The sequence below is a fragment of the Stenotrophomonas sp. GL_111 genome, assembly GCF_057835245.1.
This window is the reverse complement of sequence record NZ_CM174421.1, coordinates 1,157,153-1,175,027: the sequence shown is the minus strand read 5'-3', so window position 1 is coordinate 1,175,027 and position 17,875 is coordinate 1,157,153. Positions and strand designations below refer to the sequence as shown.

Sequence of the window (17,875 nt, the reverse complement as noted above, 5' to 3'; positions counted from 1 at the left end):
CGCGCCTTCTAGTGTGGGTCCGGCAAGGTCAGCCGGTACACCAACAGCCGGTTGTCGTTGTCGTATGCGCTGTCGCAGGGGTTGCCCTGCATCCGGCAATGCCGCGCGATGAAGTCGTTGTCGTTGCCGATCAACAGCAACACGTCCTGCGGCCGCTGCTGGTCCAGCGCTGGAACCCGATCCATCGCCTCCCACTTCTCCGACAGCAGCCCTGCATGCACCCCCTTGGCGGTGTCCAGGTCCAGCCCGGCGCGGGCCAGCTGCGCCGGATCCAGCAGGTCCAGCAACGGTTGCGTGGCGGCCGGCACGATGTCGGGCTTGAGCACGGTGGCATCGGGCGCGGCCAGTACCGACGCCGTCGTCCGCTCGTACACGGTGCCGGCCAGGTTGCTGGCCGCCGCGGTGTCCACCCGCAACACCGATTTGTACACGATCGGATCCTGACGATCGCTGCCCAGCCCATTGCCATCGCGCGCCAGCAGCACGAAGCGGTGATCATCCAGCGCGCGCAGCTCGCTTTGTGCCGCGGTGCGATCCAAGGCGCCCTTGCCGTCGTGCGCATAGGCCGGCAACGGCACCACGTAGTGGCCCACCGGGTGCGCGGGCACGGGATTCTGGCTGACGTCGTAGACCAGCACGCGGGTGTTGATGCGGCCACTGGCGTTGCCGCGGGCACTGTCCTGCACCAGCGCGCTCTGCAGCGCCACGAACAACCGGCGGCCATCCGGTGACAGGCCCATGCCTTCCACGCCCTGGTTGTTGCGCCGGCCGCTGTCCGGTGGTGTGCGCGAGTCGAACATCACCCGCCCACCGCGCTGCGGCTGTACCGCCGGTGGTGGCACGATCACGCCCTGCAGGCGGCCGTCCGCAGCGAAGTAATACACGTGGGCGGCGTACTCGTCGCCTACGTAGAAGTGGCCGTCCGCGGTGAACTGCAGCGACTCCGCGTCCAGCGAGATCTTGCCCGCCCCCACCCCCTGCGCCGGCGAGGGCAACAGCACCCCCTGTTGTTCGACGGTGTGCTCGCCGGGATCGGCACCGGTGAACGGCTGCCCATTGAAATCACGCAGCACCAGCCCGCCGTCCGGCACCAGCCGGACCGCGCCCGCCTGGCCCTTGGCCTGCTGCGCGGCGGTCGGCAACACGATGCGTAGCTGCAGCCGCTCCAGCCGCCCGGCGTAGTCGTAGAACAGGCCTGCTTCAGGATCGTTGCGGCCCCGGTCAGGCAGCGTCCACAACACCCCCGCATAACCTTCAGGGGTGCGTCGCCACTGCGTGGCGTCCACTGCCAGCGAGGAGAACGAGCCCAGGGTATCGCCGAGGAAATCCACGGTGCCCGCCGGCAGCGTGCCTGCGGCAATCAGCGTGGGTGCTGGCACCGGTAGCGGGCTGGTGGCCGGTGCCGCGGCGAACCCAGTGGCTGGCAGGCACAGCAGGATCGCCTGCAGTGCGCGCTGCAGCAGGCACCGCTGGCGATCAGAAGCGGACATCAAGCGTCCCGAATACCTGCCGCGGCGCCGAGGCATGGAAGACGTAGATCGAGCCGGTCGGGTCGCTCGGCGCGAACACGCTCGAATCCAGGTTGGAGGCGTAACGCTTGTCGGTGAGGTTGGTCACGTTGACCGACACCCGCACGCCCTTGGCGAAGGCCACCGGGCCGAAGTCGTAGCCGCCGGAGGCATCGAACACGGTGAACCCGCCGAAGCCCTGGTCATTGGTATACGTGTAGAAACGCTCACCGGTGTACTTGCCGCGCAGCGTGGCGAACCAGCCGGCATCGCGCCAGGTGATTTCACTGGCGAACATCTGCTTGGGCGTATCGGTCTGGGTCTTGCCTTCGATCGGCTGCACCACGCCGGCCTGCACGTAGTCCGAGCGGTAGGTCGAACGGTTCAACGAGGCCGAGTTGTACCAGCTGATGTGTTCGTTCGGGGTCCACACCACGGTCAGTTCGGCGCCGCGGCTGTCCACGCCACCGACGTTGTAGAAGCGGTTGCCACAGGACGGGCCCACCGGCTGCCGCGAATCGCAGGGGTTGTACTGCAGCAGGCGGTTGTCGAAGCGCACCGTGTAGGCCGCCAGGGATGCCTGCAGGGTGTCGCCGACGTAGCGGTAACCGGCCTCGAAGGCGCGCGACTGCTCCGGCTTCAGGTTGCCCTGCGCGTTCCAGGTGGCCTGGCTCACCGCCTGCGGACCGAGTTTGAAGCCGCCCTGGAACATGGCGATGTTCTCGGCGTAGCTGGCGAAGATTTCCTGCGTGTCGGTCAGCCGGAAATTGGCGCCCACGCTCGGCAGCAGCGCCTTGCTCATCTTCAACCGGCCGGTTGCGAACTGGTTGTTGGAGCTGGCCGCGATCGGTGCCTTGGCGGTGCCGGGCAGCGCCTGGGCATCGGAGGTCACGTGCGGGCTCTTGACCCCCGCTTCGAGGGTGAGGCGGTCATCCAGCAGGCGCCACGTGTCCTTGAGGTAGGCCTGCTTGGTTTCCCAGCGCGTGCGCTGGGCAAACACCCCGACGTCGGCCTGGGTGCTGTTCATGCCGCTCAGGTCGCGCGGGCCGCTGACTGCGGTCTGATAGCGTTCGGCGCTGCTTTCATTGCGCTCGTACCAGAGCCCGCCTTCAAGGTGGTGCGCGCCCAGGTCCCAGTCGAAGGAGAGCGTGGCACCGTTGCGGTCGATCTCGTAGATGGTGTTGCGGAAGATGATCGGCACTTCCTGCGGCGTACCCTTGTTCGACCAGGCCCCGCTGTTCCAGTTGTGGCCTTCGCCGTGGTCATCGTGGTGGTAGGCCAGCGCATGCACGCTGAAACCATCGCTGGGGAAGAAATCGCCGGACAGGTAGTACAGGTTGTCATCGCGCAGGATCTGGCCGGCGGTGAAGGCGCCATCGGCATCGCGGTCCGGGCCACTGGCATCGCACTTGGCTTTCACGTAGGTCGCGGTGTTGCAGTACGCCTTGGCCACCGCCTTGTTCCAGTCCGGCGCATAGCCGCCCCAGTCCCAGCCCAGGCCGCGCTGCATCTCGTTGCGCGACAGGTAGAAGTAGTCCGCCTGCGAGGTCCGCGAGGTATCCACGAAGGCCGCGATGCGGCCGTTGCTGAAGTTCCACACGCCCTTGGCATTGAACTGCTTGGTGATCGACTGGTTGTAGGCGGTCTGGTCGTTCCACAGGTCCGAGGCCGCGTTCATGCCCGACACGTAGGCCGAGAAGCCGTTGTGCTCACCGGTATCGGCGCGCACGAAGGTGCGCCGGTTGCCGTCGCTGCCGAAGGTCTGCACCAGGCGCGCGCCCATCGCAGCCAAGGGGGTGTTGGAGGTGTAGCTGAGCGTGCCGCCCAGGTTGCTGGTGGAGGGCGTGCCGACGTTGCCGATGCCCACGGCCAGTTCGGCGCCGGCCATGTTCTCGCTGATCAGCGCGCGGTTGATGGTCAGGCCGTTGTAGTTGTTGTACGCACCATCGCCGAGCGGTACGCCGTCCAGCGTGTAGCCCAGGCGCGTGGCATTGAAACCGCGCAGGCTGAGCGTCATCGACTGCTCGTTGGTGCCCAGCGCATCGGCCGACTGTGCATTCACACCGGGCAGGATGTTGATGGCCTTCTGCAGGCTGGTGCCCGGCGGCAGGATGTCCAGGTTCTGCGGGGTGATGCGCTGCACCTGGCGCGCCTCACCGCTGCCGATCACCGACACCGCGTCCAGCTCGGTGGCGGCAGTGGAGGCCGGAGCAGCCTCCTGCGCCCACGCAGCCGGTACCAGGACCACCGCAAGCGCGGCCGCCAACAGATTCTTCTTCATGTAGTGGAACACTCAGGCAGGCACGAGCCACCGTGCGCAGGCACGGTGCTCATGAAAGGCAATGGGAAGGACAAACCGACCTGGGCGACGCGGCAGCAACCGCGCTGCGTCACCCACGTGAAAAGGGTGCGCCTTTCCGATGACTGCCATGTGACACGTTCAGCGCCGGCGCAGGGTGATCTCGGTGATTTCCGAAGGCACACCGATGCGTGCGGCGAAACCGGCCCACAGCCCGGCGCCATTGCTCACATACAAGGTCATGCCACCCACGCGGTAGCGGCCGGACACGTAGCCACCGTTTGCCTGCTTCACCAACTGGTCCATGCCCACGATGTGGCCACCGTGGGTGTGCCCGGACAACTGCAGTGCCACGCCACGGGCCGCATGCTCGCGGGCCTGGACGGGACGATGATCGAGCAGGATCACCGGTGCGGACGGATCGGCCCCGGCCAGTGCCGCGCCCAGGTCCGGCATCGGCAAGCCGTAGCGCGCCGCGACCGGATCGGTGACGCCCGCGATGGTCAGTGCTGATCCACCGCGGCGCACCTGCGTATGGGTGTTCTCAAGCACCTGCATGCCCTGCGCGCGGAAGGCCTGCATCCAAGTGGCGTACTGTGCGTAGTACTCGTGGTTGCCGGTGATCGCAATCACACCGTCAGCGGCATGCAACTGCCCCAGCGGCGCGAAGTCGTTGGCCCGCGCCGCCACGCTGCCATCGATCAGGTCACCGGTGATCACCACCAGATCCGGCTTCAACGCGTTGCTGTTGGCCACCACCTTGGCCACCCAGTCACCGGTGAGCAGGCGGCTGGCATGGATGTCGGTGAGCTGCACGATGCGATACCCATCGAAGGGGGCAGGCAGCCCGTTGATGGCCACCTCGATCTGCCGTGTCTGCGGCACCGCCATGCCCTGCCAGACGCCGTAGGCGGACAGCAGCAGCGCCATGCCCATCGCCGCCGGACGCAACCACGCCGCGCGCAGCCGGGCACTCGCGCGTGGGCAGCGCAGCAGGCGCGCGCCCAGCAACAGCACATCCAACAGCAGCAGCGCCAAGGCACCGATCAACAAGGTGGTGAAGCCGGTGGCCAGCACCGCGATGGCGGCCTTGGGGATCTCCGGCGAGGCCATGCTGCCCGCGAAACGGGCAATGATTCGATGGTGGAGCGCAAGGGCCAGCACCAGCAGCCCCAATGGGCCACGCACCGACAACGACACCCGCAACGGCCACACCAGACGCCACACCACATACAACGCAAGCACAAGACCAACAACACTCAGCACAGGCAGATCCAATCGCAATGGGGGAACAACAGCCGCTCATCTTTGCCGAATCCGCAGCGGCCTGCCACCGTGATCGTTCAGCTGCACGTGTCTGGCTGCTCAGTGCGGTTCACCGGGCAATGCACTGGCCTGGCGTACCCACGCAATGAACTGCGCTTCGTCCAGCGGTTGGTCTTCGACGACGTGCAGGTAACGCACCTCCTTCTGCTTGGACGCCACCGGCGGCAGCGGCTGCAGTGAGGTACCGCGAAAAAACGCCACTTTGAGATAGCCGGTGACGCAATGGAACGCGAGGAACCAGTTGTTCTCCCCCACGCCATACCAGGGCGAGTTCCACTTCACCGCTTTGCGCACATCCGGCAGCGTGGCCACGATCAGCGCATCCAACTGGCGGGCACGTTCGCGCTTCCACCCTGGAATGGCATTCAGATAGGCCTGTACCGGTGCGTCGCCTTCGCCCTTGGCGATCTGTGGATTGTCCCCGGCCAGCAGCCGGACCTTGCCGCTGCCGGCGGGCGTATCGGAACTGCGTTTGCGGGTCATCTGTCGGCCCTCCGGCCTGGATTGGGTTCAATGGCGACTGCTAGCGTAGACCCTGCACGGGCTGATGGCGGTAGACCAGATCCTCGGGATCCCCACGCACCGCGTCGGCATCGAGGTGGGCGCCCAGACGCTCGGCCAACCGCTGCGAGGCGGTGTTGTCGGCCGCCGTATAGCTGACCAACGTCGTCAGGCCACGCACCTGGAAGGCCCAGTCGCGCAGCGCCGCCGCCGCTTCATACGCATAGCCCTGCCCTTCATGCCCCGCGTACAGCAGCCAGCCCAGTTCCTGCTCGGGAAACAGCGGGCCATGGTTGATGCCGACCTGGCCGATGCAGTCGCCCTGCGCGCGACGCTCGATCATCAATGCGCCGTGGCCGAAGAAGGTCCAACACGCCTGGTCGTGGCAGAACATGGCCCAGGCCGCGCGCAGACCGAACGGTCCGCCCAGCCCCACCGCGCGGGGTGATGCCAGGAAGTCGGCATAGGCGGGGAAGTCTTCGATGCGCATCGGCCGCAACCGCAGCCGCGGGGTGGTCAGGGAAATGGGCTCGGACATGGTGGCAGGACGTGCGCGGCGGAAGACAGCGGCGATGGTAGGCCGGACCGGCCAGGCCCTGCCAGCGCGGCTGAACGGATGCCCGCCCGCGTGCCCTGCCCCCTTGCGCGATGCCGGGCCCCCGCCTATAAATGAGCGACCACTCACCTAACGCCCTGTCATGGCCCGACCGCTCAGCGAGGAAAAACGAGACGCCATTCTGGCTGCCGCCAATACCCTGGTGGCCGCACAGGGCGTAGGCGCCTCGACCGCGCAGATCGCCCGCGCCGCCAAGGTCGCCGAAGGCACGGTGTTCACCTATTTCGAGACCAAGGACGCCCTGCTCAATGCACTGTTCGTGCGCCTGGAAACCCGGCTGGCGCTCGCGCTGGGTGACGCATTCCCGGCCGATGCCGAGGCCCATGCCCAGCTGCAGCACGTCTGGAACGCGCTGATCGGCTGGGGCGCGGCGCATCCGGTCGACCGCATGGCCCTGCGCCAGCTCAAGGTGTCCGAGCGCATCACCGAACACACCCGTGCCCAGTGCAGCGGCCTGTTCGGCAGCATGTTGCAGTCGCTGGAAGCCAGCGTGGTGGCGCATATCCCGGCCGAGCGGGTGCCGTTCTACCTGGGCCGGGTGTTGTTGAGCCTGCTGGAAACCACCCTGGAAGCGATGGCCGCCCAGCCCGAACAGGCCAAGGCGCTGCAGCAGGCCGGTTTCGACCTGTTCTGGAAAGGCATCCAACGCTGATGTCGATCGTTGTTCATATAAATGAGTGCCTACACACTCACTACACGGAGCCCGGATGCGCGCCCTGCCCCTCCTCGCCGTTGCCGCCACCCTCACTGTGATTATCGGGATGACCCTGACCGTGCCTATCGCCAACCATGACAACTCGCCGCAGATGCTGGACGGCCAGTTCACCAACACCGCCCCCAAGCCGAAGGAAACGCTGGGCCAGACCCTCAAGCTGGCGTGGGACTTCCTGTTCAACCGCCCGCCCGGTACCAGCCCCGCCCACAGCCCGCCGGTGCGCGCGGTCAGCGCGCAGGAACTGGCCCAGGCCCCGGACCGCAGCCTGTACCGGCTCGGCCACTCCACCTTGCTGATCAAGCTGCGCGGCGGCTGGTGGCTGACCGACCCGGTGTTTTCCGAACGCGCCTCGCCGGTGCAGTGGATGGGCCCGAAGCGCTTCCACGCCCCGCCGATCGCGTTGCGCGACCTGCCGCCGATCCGCGGCGTACTGCTGTCGCACGATCACTACGACCATCTCGACCGCGCCACCATCAAACACCTGGCCCAGCGCGCGGAGGTGTTCCTCACTCCGCTCGGGGTCGGCGATCGCCTGATTGCCTGGGGTGTACCGCGCGAGCGCGTGCGCCAACTGGACTGGTGGCAGGAAACCGAGGTGGACGGTGTCCGTTTCGCCGCCACCCCGGCCCAGCATTTCTCCGGCCGTGGCGTGCGCGATGCCAACCGTACCCTGTGGGCCTCGTGGGTGATCCTCGACGACGACCTGCGCCTGTTCTTCAGCGGCGACACCGGCTACTTCGATGGCTTCAAGCGCATCGGCGAGCACTACGGTCCGTTCGATGTCACCTTCATCGAAACCGGTGCCTACGATGCCAAGTGGCCGTACGTGCACATGCAGCCGGAGCAGACCGTGCAGGCCCACCAGGACCTGCGCGGGCGCTGGCTGGTGCCGATCCACAACGGCACCTTCGACCTGGCCATGCACCAATGGGACGAGCCGTTCGAGCGGGTCAGTGCCTTGACCACCGCGCGCGGCATCGCCCTGTCCACCCCGCAGATGGGCGAATACCTGGATCTGTCCGCCCCGCATGCCGGCGCACCGTGGTGGCGCACAGTGAAGGACGCAGATGCCGTGTCACGCGCGATGCCGCTGGGCACCGCGCTGTAGCGCTGCCACTCAGCGCGGCGCAAGCACCGCGATCAACACCACCGAAACGCACCAGATGACGGCCGTACAGATGCGCACCTGCAGCGGCGTCATCGCCGGGGTGAGCATCTCGACCGGGTCAAGGTCCATGAAGGAAAACAGGCCATTGACCCGTTCGGCACCGCCCAGGAACACGATCCAGAAGCACACCAGCGTGATGACCAGCAACAACAGAAAGATGAGCATAAGGGTCTCTATCGTCGGTTCAGAGCAGTGAATCCGCGGAGTGCATCGGCGGCTAGATCCAGCGCTGATCCAGCAGCTCGCGCTTGAGGTAGGCGTAGAACACCGGTGCGGCGACCAGGCCGATCAGGCCGAAGGCAGCTTCCATCACCAGCATGGCCAGCAGCAGTTCCCATGCGCGGGCCTGGATCTCGCCGCCAACGATGCGCGCGTTGAGGAAGTACTCCAGCTTGTGGATCACCACCAGGTACAGCAACGCCGCCACCGCCACGTAGAACGACACCGACAGCGCCACGATGGTGATGATCGTGTTCGACAGCACGTTACCCACCACTGGCAGCAGGCCGGCGACGAAGGTGATCAGTACCAGGGTCTTGGCCAGCGGCAGGTGCACGCCGAACAGCGGCAGCACCACCAGCAGGAACACGCCGGTGAACAAGGTGTTGAGCAGCGAAATCTTGACCTGGGCGAACACCACCTGGCGGAACGCGGTGGCCAGGCGGCTGGTACGCCCGATCAACTCCTGCGCCAACGGCCCCATCTTCGGCAGCGGCATCTCGTCGTACAGCGCGATCATCGCCCCCAGCACCATGCCGATCAGCACGCGCACCCCCACCTGCACGACCGACGTGCCGGCCACGCCAAGCTGGCGCTGATGCTCGGCGGCCCACTCGTTCAAGGCCGCACGCAACGCCTGCGTGTCCTCGGGAATGTAGGCGCGCAGCAGCTCGGGCACCTGGTGGCGGGAGGTATTGAGGATGTCCATCAGCCGCGCCAGCAGCGCGTCCGGGCCCCCCGTCTCGTTGCGGAAGAACGCCGCTACGCCAATCCCGGCCAGGGCCAGCGCGCCGATGATCAGCGCCGACAGCACGATCACCGAGATCGCCCGCGCCCGGCCCGGCGGCAGGCGGCCCTCCACCGACGACGCCAACAGGTGGGTCAGGTGGAACACCAGCAGGCCCGACAGCAGGGTCACCACCAGGCCCAGCTTGAGCGCCAGCCACATGCCCAGCAGCATCAGCAGCCAGGCGGCGATGCGTGCGGCGGGCGGCTTCGGCAGGGGGGCAATCACGTCGGACATCGCGGTGCTTCCGGGCGGGGTGGCCCATGGTAGTGGATCGTCGGGGTGCCAGAACGCAGAAGCCCCGCAGTTCGCACTGCGGGGCCTGGTTACACGCGTCTGAATTCCGGTGGACGGGTGAGGATCAGAACGGAATATCGTCGTCGGCAAAATCATCCATCGGCGGCGCCGACTGCTGCGGCGCCTGCTGCTGCGGACGCTGCTGGCCGTAGCCGCCACCCTGCCCGCCCTGGCGCTGACCACCACCGCCACCACCGCCGTATTCCTGGCGCGGGGCCTGCTGACGCTGCGGACGCTCGCCGCCGGCAACGTTGCCGCCGCCAGCACCGCCACCGCCGCCGCCTTCACCACGGCCGCCCAGCATCTGCATTTCATCGGCGATGATGTCGGTGGAGTACTTCTCCACGCCATCCTGGCCGGTGTACTTGTCGTAGCGCAGGCTGCCTTCGACGTAGACCGAGCTGCCCTTGCGCAGGTATTCGCCGGCGATTTCGCCGAGCTTGCCGAAGAACACCACGCGGTGCCATTCGGTGCGCTCCTGCTGGTTGCCATCCTTGTCCTTGCGGACGCTGGTGGTGGCCAGGCTGATGCGGGTGATCGCCATGCCGCCTTGGGTGTACTTCACGTCCGGGTCGTTGCCGAGGTTGCCGACCAGGATGACTTTATTGATGCCGCGCGCCATAGGGTTGCTCTTCCGTTGTCCGAGGGCAGGCCGCAGTCATATCACAGCCCCGGGCGGGGGTGCAGAGACGCCGGGCCGCCCACGGGAGAATTGGGGGGATCCAGAACGCCCCATCTTATCATCGCGACCGTCCCCGACCCTGTCGGAATTCAGCCCGAAGCAGGTCGGAATCGCCCTCAACCTCTGTGCGACAAGGCCTGCGGGCGTTCAGCGCCACGCCCACCGCGCCTGCCCGACCGGCCCCATGGCATCATGCAGGTCGTCGTCCCGGCCCTGCCCAGCAATGACCATCCGCGGTAAAGCCACCTCCCTGGACATCGCCCACCTGGCCGGGGTCTCCCAGCCCACCGTGTCGCGTGCCCTGCGCGGCAGCCCGATGGTCAACCCGGAGACCCGCGAGCGCATCCTGCGCATCGCCCGTGAGCTGAATTACAAGGTCGACAAGAACGCCTCCAGCCTGCGCCTGCGCAATGCCGGCACGCTGGCGCTGCTGTTCTTCGAAGACCCGACCAACGACGATTCGCTGATCAACCCGTTCTTCCACGCCATGCTGGGTTCGATCACCCGCGCCTGCGCGCTGCACGGCTACGACCTGCTGGTGTCCTTCCAGCAGCTGTCCACCGACTGGCAGGCCGATTACGAAGACAGCAACAAGGCCGACGGCATCATCCTGCTCGGTTACGGCGACTACCACGAGTCGCGCGAGCGGCTGCAGCGGCTGGTCGAACAAGGCACCCATTTCGTGCGCTGGGGCGCGGCCCTGCCCGACCAGCCCGGGGTGTCGATCGGCAGCGACAATTTCCAGGGCGGTTTCGACATCACCGCCCATCTGCTGGACCAGGGCTGCCGCCGGATCGCCTTCATCGGCCACGCCTCCAGCCACTATCCGGAGTTCGAGGAACGCTACCGCGGCCATGTCGCGGCGATGGCGGCACGCGGCATCACCGCCGCGCCCGGCCTGCAGCACGATGCGATCACCACCGAGCAGGATGGCTTCGATGCCTGCCAGGCCCTGCTGGCGCAGGGCGAGCCGGTGGACGGGGTGTTCGCGGCCAGCGACCTGATCGCGATCGGGGCGATGCGTGCGCTGCGCGAACACGGCCTGCGCGTGCCGCAGGACGTGGCCCTGGCCGGCTTCGATGACATTCCACTGGCGTCCTCGGTGTCGCCCACGCTCACCACCGTGCAGCAGGACACCAAGCAGGCCGGCCAGCTGCTGGTGGAGAAGCTGCTGGCGCTGATCAACGGCGAGGCGGTGGAAGGCCAGAGCATTGCGGTGAAGCAGGTGCTGCGCGAGTCTTCACGGCGCGGTTGAACGCGGCCTGCCGATCACCTTGGCCGCTCCGTAGGACGCCTCCAAGGGGCGTGCCTGGATGAACGCCTGCATCAGCCGCAGATAGCCGTCGGGCTGCCGGGTCGAGACGCGCTCGCCGGCCGCATCCAGCTCGAAGGCATACATGCCGTGGTCTGCATCGGGGAACACCGCCGTCTGGATCGGTCGACCGTCGTGCTGCAGCCGTGCCAGGCGGCGCAGGGTTTCGCCCGGCGGTGCATCGCGGTCCTGGCCGGCGAACAACCACAACTGAGGAACATCCAGGTGCTCCAGTACCGGCATCGGATCGTAGTGCGCTGGTATGCCCTCGAGCAACCGGGGCCCCTCGACCCGCACCGTGGCCTCCGGCGTTGCCAGCAGGTAGCCGCTGATGTTGCCGCGTACCGCCTTGAACCACGGCGCCTGCCCGTAGCGGGCCTTTACTGCATCCAGCGACGCGTAACCGTCGGTGAAGCCGCTCTCGACCAGGGTTGCGGTGGCATCGGCGACGGCCATCGCCTTGGCCACCACGTCCGGCCCATACCCGGCGCGCGCCATGTCCTCGGTGATGGCCTCGCGGTCTTCTTCCAGTGGGGACACGGCCAGCCCGAAGCTGACGATGATGAAATCAACCGGTTCGATCCTGGCCGCCAGTGGTGCCACCCAGCCGCCCTGACTGCCGCCCTGGTAACCGAGCCGGCCGGCCCGCGCGCCGGCCAGTCGGCGCGCCTCGCGCGCGGCCTGGATGGCATCGTTGGCCAGGGTGAGGTAGTTCTGCGTGTAGCGGCCCGAGGAGCGTCCGGTGCCGCGCTTGTCGTAGGCAAACACGCCGATGCCGGCGGCGGCGAACTCGCGCTGCAACGCGTAGCGCGGCAACGCCGCCTCATGTTCGGCGCCGTGCACCAGCACCACGATGGGAACGGGCCCGGTGCCCGGCGGCAGGGTCAGGCGGCCGGCAAGCGTGGCACCGCTGGAAGCGAAACGCGTATTGGTTTCCCGCAGCGCGATGCGTTCACCGCGCAGGCCATCGAATGCGATGGCGTTATCACCGCAGCCGGGCACCACCACCAGCCGGTGCCCGTCGGCGCGTTCAGTCCAGCCCAGCGTGCTGGACCAGCGGCCCGGCCCAGCGGTGTGCAGCCCACCCGTACGCCCATCGGGCAGCCGCCAGCGCAGTGTCTCGGCCGTGGCGCCCGGGCCGATGTCCAAGCTGCTGCCATCGCGCATGCGGTAGCTGCCCACCGCGCAGTGCGGCGATGCCCCGGCATCGGGCACGGGGCTGGCAATAGCGGGGCCTGACCCCAGAAACACCACGGACAGCGCCGCCAGCCACCGAAGCGGCGCACGGAACGATAAGGCATGGATGGGCATGGCGCGCTCCTGCAGTGGATGGCCCAGCGTGCCGGTACCGGCCGGCGGGTGCCACTGCGGGGCGACGAAGCTGGCCCTGGCGCGATGAAACACGCTCAATATGGCGCGACTTGGCTGGCAGCCCACCGGCTTTGCCCTGCGGCACCCATGACTTACGGCGGATGTGGTGCCGGCGCTTTGCCGGGATAACTCGCTCTTCCACACAGGGAAAGGTGTACGCCGCATGCTGCAGATCCGCTCACTTTCCAAGACCTACGCCAATGGCGTGCACGCCCTGAATGACGTCACCCTGGACATCCCACGCGGCATGTTCGGTCTGCTTGGTCCCAACGGCGCGGGCAAATCCTCCTTGATGCGCACGCTGGCCACGCTGCAGGAGGCCGACAGCGGCAGCGTCAGCCTGGAGGTGCCCGGCGAGGCCGCCATCGATGTGCTGCGCGACAAGGACGCGGTGCGGCGCCGGCTGGGCTACCTGCCGCAGGATTTCGGGGTGTATCCGAAAGTCAGTGCGCTGGACCTGCTCAACCATTTCGCCATCCTCAAGGGCATCACCGCCCGCGGCCAGCGCCGTGAGGTGGTGGATGGCCTGCTGCAGCAGGTGAACCTGTGGGATGCGCGCAAGCGCAAGCTGGGCACCTACTCCGGCGGCATGCGCCAGCGCTTCGGTATCGCCCAGGCACTGCTGGGCGATCCGCGCCTGGTAATCGTCGATGAGCCCACCGCCGGCCTCGACCCGGAAGAACGCAACCGCTTTCTCAACCTGCTGGCGGCCATCGGCGAGAACGTGGCGGTGATCCTGTCCACCCACATCGTGGAGGACGTCACCGACCTGTGCCCGAGCATGGCCATCATGAACAAGGGCCAGGTGCTGCTGACCGGCAAGCCCAGCGAGGCGATCGAGGCGCTGCAGCAGCAGGTGTGGCGCAAGCAGGTGGACAGCGCCGCGCTGGCCGCTTACGAGGCCAACCACGTGGTGCTGTCCACGCGGCTGGTGGGCGGGCGACCGGTGATCCACGTGCACAGTGCCAGCGACCCGGGCGATGGCTTCGTGCCGGTCGCGCCGGACCTCGAGGACGTCTATTTCCAACGCCTGCGCCTGCAGGCGCGTGCAGCCTGACCGGAGCACGCCGATGATCGCCACGTTCTTCCGCTTCGAGCTGCGCGAGCAGCTTCGTTCTCCCCTGCTGTGGCTGCTGGCATTGCTGTTTGCCGCCCTGGGCTTCGCGGCCGCCTCTTCCGAGGCGGTGCAGATCGGCGGCGGCAGCGGCAATGTGCACAGCAATGCGCCCATCGTGATCGCCCGCTTCATGGGCATTTTCACCGTGATGGGCATGCTGGTGTCCACGTTGTTCGTGAGCAATGCGCTGCTGCGCGATTTCGAACTGGGCACCGCCGAGCTGATCTTCGCCAGCCCGATCAAGCGCAGCCACTACCTCACCGGCCGCATCCTGGCCGCGCTGTGCGCGAGCCTGCTGGTGTACGTGATCATCGCCATCGGCATCTTCCTGGCACCGTTCATGCCGTGGGTGGACCCGGCCCGGCTCGGCCCGATCCCGGTCCACGCCTATGCATGGAGCTTCGCCTTCATCGTCGTGCCCAACGTGGTGTTCACCGTGGCGCTGCTGTCGCTGCTGGCCGCGCTGACCCGCTCGATCCTGTGGGTGTACATCGGCCTGGTGGGCTACTTCGTGCTGTACGGGGTGAGCGCCTCACTGCTGCGCGATATCGACAACACCTGGGTCGCCACCTTGGGCGAGCCGCTTGGCATGCGTGCACTGAGCCGCACGGTGCGCTACTGGGCCATCGAGCAGAGCAACACCCAGCTGCCTGCCTTCTCCGGCTACCTGCTGGCCAACCGCGCGCTGTGGCTGGGCGTGGCGGCCGTGCTGTTCGCGGCCACCTTCGCGCTGTTCCGCACCGAGCGCAGCGGCAGCGCCCGCCGTCGCTGGGGTCGCCAGCGCATCACGCCAACAGCCGCCACGCCGCGCCCGGCGCAGGTAACGCTGCCGCGCGTGCATCCCACCTTCAGCGCCGCCACCGGCTGGCACCAGTACCTGCGCCAGGTGCGCTTTGACACCTCTGGCGTGCTGCGCAGCGTGCCGTTCCTGGTGCTGCTGGTACTGGGCCTGGCCAACTTCATCCCCGGCGCGTTGTCGCAGGACACGCTCTACGGCACCCCCATCTGGCCGGTTACTTCGCAGATGCTGGCCGCCCTGCAGGGCGCCTACAGCTGGCTGCTGGTGATCATCGTGCTGTTCTACGCCGGCGAGCTGGTGTGGAAGGAACGCACGGCGCGGCTCAATGAAGTCAACGATGCCATGCCGGTGCCGAACTGGGTGCCGCTGCTGGCCAAGTTCACCACGCTGGTGGTGGTGATCGCCTGCTTCCAGGGCATCGGCGCACTGGTGTCGATGGTGCTGCAGCTGGCCCAGGGCTATACGCGTCTGGAGCCGCTGGTCTACCTGCAGACGCTGGCACTGGGCTCGGTGATCTATGTGCTGATGGGGGGCATGGCGCTGGTGCTGCAGGTACTGACCAACAACAAGTTCTTCGGCTACGCGCTGCTGATCCTGGTGATGATCGGGCAGATGGCGCTGGGCATGCTCGACTACAGCCAGAACATCTACAACTTCGGCAGCTGGCCGAACGCACCCTATTCGGAGATGAACGGGTTTGGTCACTTCCTGCCCGGCCAGCTGGCCTTCCAGGGGTATTGGGCGCTGTTGATCGTTGCCCTGCTGTGCCTGGCGTCGGCGTTCTGGGTCCGCGGGGTGGGCAATGGCCTGCGCCAGCGGCTGGCATTGGCCAGTCGCCGCCTGCGCGGGCCCACCGGGCTCGGCGCGGCGGTGGCGATGCTGGGCTTCATCGCGGTAGGCGGCTGGCTGTATTGGAGCACCAACATCCGCAACGCGTTCCACTCGCCGGACCAGGTGAACGATCTGATGGCGCGCTATGAGCGCGAACTGTCCAAATACCGCAACCTGCCGCAACCGCGGATCATCGCGGTGGACAACCGGGTCGACCTGCATCCGGAAACCCAGTCGGTGGTGATCGACGCGGACTGGACGGTGCGCAACACCCACGATGTGCCGATCCAGGACGTCCACATCGCGATGGGCGACGACCGTCAACTGGTGGCGGTGGACCTGGGCGGGCAGACCCTGGGCTTCCACGATGTGGACCTGGGCTACCGCATCTACCACCTGACCACGCCCTTGCAGCCCGGCGAAGCGCGCCGCATCCACTTCCGCGTGGACCAGCACCCCACCGGCCTCACCGCTGGGCAGGCACCGACCAACCTGGTCGAGAACGGCAGCTTCTTCAACAGCCGCATGCTGCCTTCGTTCGGCTATGAAGCCGCCGCGGAACTGGAAGATCGCAACGAACGCCGCAAGCGCGGGCTGGGCGAGCCCACCCGCATGCCCAAGCTGGAGGACGAGGCCGCGCGCGCCAACACCTACGTCTCCGACGATGCGGACTGGCTGGATTTCCGCACCACCGTGTGCACCGCGCCGGACCAGATCGCGCTGGCCCCGGGCTACCTGCAGCACGAATCGACGGTGAAGGGACGGCGCTGCTTCCGCTATGCCATGGACCGACCGATGCTGAACTTCTATGCGTACCTGTCGGCACGCTGGACGGTGAAGCGCGGCATGTACAAGAACATCCCGATCGAGGTGTATTACGACCCGCGCCACGGCTACAACGTGGACCGCATGATCGAGGCGGTGCAGAAGTCACTGGCATACTACGAGGCCAACTTCACCCCGTACCAGCACCGCCAGGTGCGCATCATCGAGTTCCCGGGCTACCAGAGTTTCGCGCAGTCCTTCGCCAACACCATCCCCTACTCCGAATCGATCGGGTTCATCGCCGACCTGCGCGACCCGGACAAGATCGACTACGTGTTCTACGTCACCGCGCATGAAATCGCGCACCAGTGGTGGGCGCACCAGGTGATCGGGGCCAACGTACAGGGCGCCACGATGCTGTCCGAATCGCTGGCACAGTACTCGGCGCTGATGGTGATGGAGAAGGAATACGGCCGGGCGCACATGCGCCAGTTCCTGAAGACCGAGCTGGACCGCTACCTGTCCGGCCGCGGCGGCGAGCGCATCGAGGAACTGCCGCTGGCCCGGGTGGAGAACCAGCAGTACATCCACTACGAAAAGGGCTCGCTGGTGTTCTACCGGCTGCGCGAGGAGATCGGCGAGGCAGCATTGAACCGCGCGCTCAAGCGCTTCCTGCAGGACAAGGGCTACCAGCAGCCGCCCTACACCACCTCGCGTGAGCTGCTGGCCTACATCCGTGCTGAAACGCCGGCCGACCGCCAGCAGCTGGTCACCGACCTGTTCGAGAAGATCAGCCTGTACGACAACCGGCTGCTGGCCGCCACGGCCCGCAAGCGGCCCGACGGCAAGTACGAGGTCAGCCTGTCGCTGCACGCGCAGAAGCGCTATGCCGATGGCAGTGGCAAGGAAAGCGCCGGCACGATGGACGACTGGATCGAGGTGGGTGTGTTCGCCAACGGGCCCTCGGGCAAGGAGCGCGACCAGAAGGTGCTGTACCTGCAGCGCCACCACATCATCACCGAGTCCCCTACCCTTACCGTGGTGGTGGATGCCAAGCCGGATGAGGCCGGGTTTGATCCGTACAACAAGCTGATCGACCGGGTGAGCGAGGACAACCGGCGCAAGGTGAGCCTGTAGCGGAATCGGTCAGGCGAAATCCTTGAGGATTTCGCCGATCCCCGGCGCCGACAGTTCCAGCCCGAGCGTGGTACCCGGGTTGACCACCACGCCATAACCGCCCGGAACCCGCTTGAGCACCTCCAGCAGCTGCATGCGCAGGGTGTGCGGGGCCTGCTGGCTGTGGAAGCCCACGCGCGCCATGTCGGTGAACACGGCCACGTGCAGCACGCCGCCCTTGTCGAACAGCAGCGGATCGAAGCCACTGCCGTCGGCGGTGACCAGGCTGCCGGTCAGCAACACCACCTCGGAGGCGACGAAGGCCTTCATGAACAGGCCGATCGGCAGCTGGCCGTCCATCGCGGACTTGAGCAGGGTTTCGATCGGGGTCTGGGGCGGCAGTTCGGTCATGGTCGGCAGGGGTCCAGGGCGCCCCATTGTAGAGC

15 protein-coding genes are annotated in these 17,875 nt (G+C 67.0%); 5 read left to right on the top strand and 10 right to left on the bottom strand.

Annotated features, from left to right (window positions below; all coding sequences use genetic code 11):
• Positions 1-8 precede the first annotated feature (8 nt).
• The 5 genes from AC3IPM_RS05340 to AC3IPM_RS05320 form a co-directional block, all read right to left on the bottom strand.
• On the bottom strand, positions 9-1,490 hold the full coding sequence (locus tag AC3IPM_RS05340; RefSeq protein WP_489302910.1) for an esterase-like activity of phytase family protein: 1,482 nt from the start codon (positions 1,488-1,490) through the stop codon (positions 9-11).
• Positions 1,477-3,789, bottom strand: coding sequence for a TonB-dependent receptor (locus AC3IPM_RS05335; RefSeq protein WP_489302908.1), 2,313 nt, complete (start codon positions 3,787-3,789; stop codon positions 1,477-1,479). The genes AC3IPM_RS05340 and AC3IPM_RS05335 overlap by 14 nt, the downstream gene beginning before the upstream one ends.
• A 159-nt stretch (positions 3,790-3,948) precedes the next feature.
• Complete coding sequence (locus AC3IPM_RS05330; RefSeq protein WP_489302907.1) at positions 3,949-5,073, bottom strand: metallophosphoesterase; 1,125 nt, start codon at positions 5,071-5,073, stop codon at positions 3,949-3,951.
• Between the two features lie 99 nt (positions 5,074-5,172).
• On the bottom strand, positions 5,173-5,616 hold the full coding sequence (locus tag AC3IPM_RS05325; RefSeq protein WP_489302905.1) for a DUF1801 domain-containing protein: 444 nt from the start codon (positions 5,614-5,616) through the stop codon (positions 5,173-5,175).
• 40 nt (positions 5,617-5,656) lie between these two features.
• Positions 5,657-6,172 carry a GNAT family N-acetyltransferase gene (locus tag AC3IPM_RS05320; RefSeq protein WP_489302903.1) on the bottom strand — a complete coding sequence of 172 codons (516 nt, stop codon included), beginning with the start codon at positions 6,170-6,172 and terminating at the stop codon, positions 5,657-5,659.
• Between the two features lie 160 nt (positions 6,173-6,332).
• Here AC3IPM_RS05320 and AC3IPM_RS05315 point away from each other — a divergent pair, with 160 nt between their 5' ends.
• Both AC3IPM_RS05315 and AC3IPM_RS05310 read left to right on the top strand, forming a co-directional pair.
• Entirely contained in the window at positions 6,333-6,902 is a 570-nt protein-coding gene (locus AC3IPM_RS05315) for a TetR/AcrR family transcriptional regulator (RefSeq protein WP_489302901.1), read from the top strand.
• A gap of 55 nt (positions 6,903-6,957) precedes the next feature.
• Positions 6,958-8,073 carry an MBL fold metallo-hydrolase gene (locus tag AC3IPM_RS05310; protein ID WP_489302900.1) on the top strand — a complete coding sequence of 372 codons (1,116 nt, stop codon included), beginning with the start codon at positions 6,958-6,960 and terminating at the stop codon, positions 8,071-8,073.
• A 9-nt stretch (positions 8,074-8,082) separates the two neighbouring features.
• Here the strand turns inward: AC3IPM_RS05310 and AC3IPM_RS05305 are convergent, their stop codons facing one another.
• From AC3IPM_RS05305 to AC3IPM_RS05295, 3 genes are all read right to left on the bottom strand, one after another.
• On the bottom strand, positions 8,083-8,298 hold the full coding sequence (locus tag AC3IPM_RS05305; RefSeq protein ID WP_489302899.1) for a hypothetical protein: 216 nt from the start codon (positions 8,296-8,298) through the stop codon (positions 8,083-8,085).
• A gap of 52 nt (positions 8,299-8,350) precedes the next feature.
• On the bottom strand, positions 8,351-9,376 hold the full coding sequence (locus tag AC3IPM_RS05300; RefSeq protein WP_489302898.1) for an AI-2E family transporter: 1,026 nt from the start codon (positions 9,374-9,376) through the stop codon (positions 8,351-8,353).
• 124 nt (positions 9,377-9,500) lie between these two features.
• On the bottom strand, positions 9,501-10,058 hold the full coding sequence (locus tag AC3IPM_RS05295; RefSeq protein WP_489302897.1) for a single-stranded DNA-binding protein: 558 nt from the start codon (positions 10,056-10,058) through the stop codon (positions 9,501-9,503).
• 283 nt (positions 10,059-10,341) lie between these two features.
• Between AC3IPM_RS05295 and AC3IPM_RS05290 the strand changes: the two genes are divergently transcribed.
• Positions 10,342-11,373 (top strand): LacI family DNA-binding transcriptional regulator, encoded by a 1,032-nt coding sequence (locus tag AC3IPM_RS05290; protein WP_489302896.1) that lies wholly within the window; start codon positions 10,342-10,344, stop codon positions 11,371-11,373.
• Here AC3IPM_RS05290 and AC3IPM_RS05285 read toward each other — a convergent pair.
• A complete protein-coding gene (locus AC3IPM_RS05285; protein ID WP_489302894.1) occupies positions 11,359-12,741 on the bottom strand; it encodes an alpha/beta hydrolase family protein in 1,383 nt (460 codons plus the stop codon). The two genes, AC3IPM_RS05290 and AC3IPM_RS05285, sit on opposite strands and share 15 nt — an antisense overlap.
• Positions 12,742-12,964: 223 nt before the next feature.
• Between AC3IPM_RS05285 and AC3IPM_RS05280 the strand changes: the two genes are divergently transcribed.
• Together AC3IPM_RS05280 and AC3IPM_RS05275 are read left to right on the top strand one after the other, a co-directional pair.
• Entirely contained in the window at positions 12,965-13,858 is an 894-nt protein-coding gene (locus AC3IPM_RS05280; protein WP_489302893.1) for an ABC transporter ATP-binding protein, read from the top strand.
• Between the two features lie 13 nt (positions 13,859-13,871).
• Positions 13,872-17,450 (top strand): M1 family aminopeptidase, encoded by a 3,579-nt coding sequence (locus tag AC3IPM_RS05275; RefSeq protein WP_489302892.1) that lies wholly within the window; start codon positions 13,872-13,874, stop codon positions 17,448-17,450.
• A gap of 9 nt (positions 17,451-17,459) precedes the next feature.
• Here AC3IPM_RS05275 and AC3IPM_RS05270 read toward each other — a convergent pair whose 3' ends face one another.
• Positions 17,460-17,840 (bottom strand): SseB family protein, encoded by a 381-nt coding sequence (locus AC3IPM_RS05270; protein WP_489302890.1) that lies wholly within the window; start codon positions 17,838-17,840, stop codon positions 17,460-17,462.
• Positions 17,841-17,875: the final 35 nt, after the last annotated feature.

Bases quoted from the DNA above. Each gene is read 5' to 3' on its own strand.
- AC3IPM_RS05340 (WP_489302910.1), bottom strand. From the start codon at position 1,490: ATGTCCGCTTCTGATCGCCAGCGGTGCCTGCTGCAGCGCGCACTGCAG.
- AC3IPM_RS05335 (WP_489302908.1), bottom strand. From the start codon at position 3,789: ATGAAGAAGAATCTGTTGGCGGCCGCGCTTGCGGTGGTCCTGGTACCG.
- AC3IPM_RS05325 (WP_489302905.1), bottom strand. From the start codon at position 5,616: ATGACCCGCAAACGCAGTTCCGATACGCCCGCCGGCAGCGGCAAGGTC.
- AC3IPM_RS05320 (WP_489302903.1), bottom strand. From the start codon at position 6,172: ATGTCCGAGCCCATTTCCCTGACCACCCCGCGGCTGCGGTTGCGGCCG.
- AC3IPM_RS05315 (WP_489302901.1), top strand. From the start codon at position 6,333: ATGGCCCGACCGCTCAGCGAGGAAAAACGAGACGCCATTCTGGCTGCC.
- AC3IPM_RS05310 (WP_489302900.1), top strand. From the start codon at position 6,958: ATGCGCGCCCTGCCCCTCCTCGCCGTTGCCGCCACCCTCACTGTGATT.
- AC3IPM_RS05305 (WP_489302899.1), bottom strand. From the start codon at position 8,298: ATGCTCATCTTTCTGTTGTTGCTGGTCATCACGCTGGTGTGCTTCTGG.
- AC3IPM_RS05300 (WP_489302898.1), bottom strand. From the start codon at position 9,376: ATGTCCGACGTGATTGCCCCCCTGCCGAAGCCGCCCGCCGCACGCATC.
- AC3IPM_RS05295 (WP_489302897.1), bottom strand. From the start codon at position 10,058: ATGGCGCGCGGCATCAATAAAGTCATCCTGGTCGGCAACCTCGGCAAC.
- AC3IPM_RS05290 (WP_489302896.1), top strand. From the start codon at position 10,342: ATGACCATCCGCGGTAAAGCCACCTCCCTGGACATCGCCCACCTGGCC.
- AC3IPM_RS05285 (WP_489302894.1), bottom strand. From the start codon at position 12,741: ATGCCCATCCATGCCTTATCGTTCCGTGCGCCGCTTCGGTGGCTGGCG.
- AC3IPM_RS05280 (WP_489302893.1), top strand. From the start codon at position 12,965: ATGCTGCAGATCCGCTCACTTTCCAAGACCTACGCCAATGGCGTGCAC.
- AC3IPM_RS05275 (WP_489302892.1), top strand. From the start codon at position 13,872: ATGATCGCCACGTTCTTCCGCTTCGAGCTGCGCGAGCAGCTTCGTTCT.
- AC3IPM_RS05270 (WP_489302890.1), bottom strand. From the start codon at position 17,840: ATGACCGAACTGCCGCCCCAGACCCCGATCGAAACCCTGCTCAAGTCC.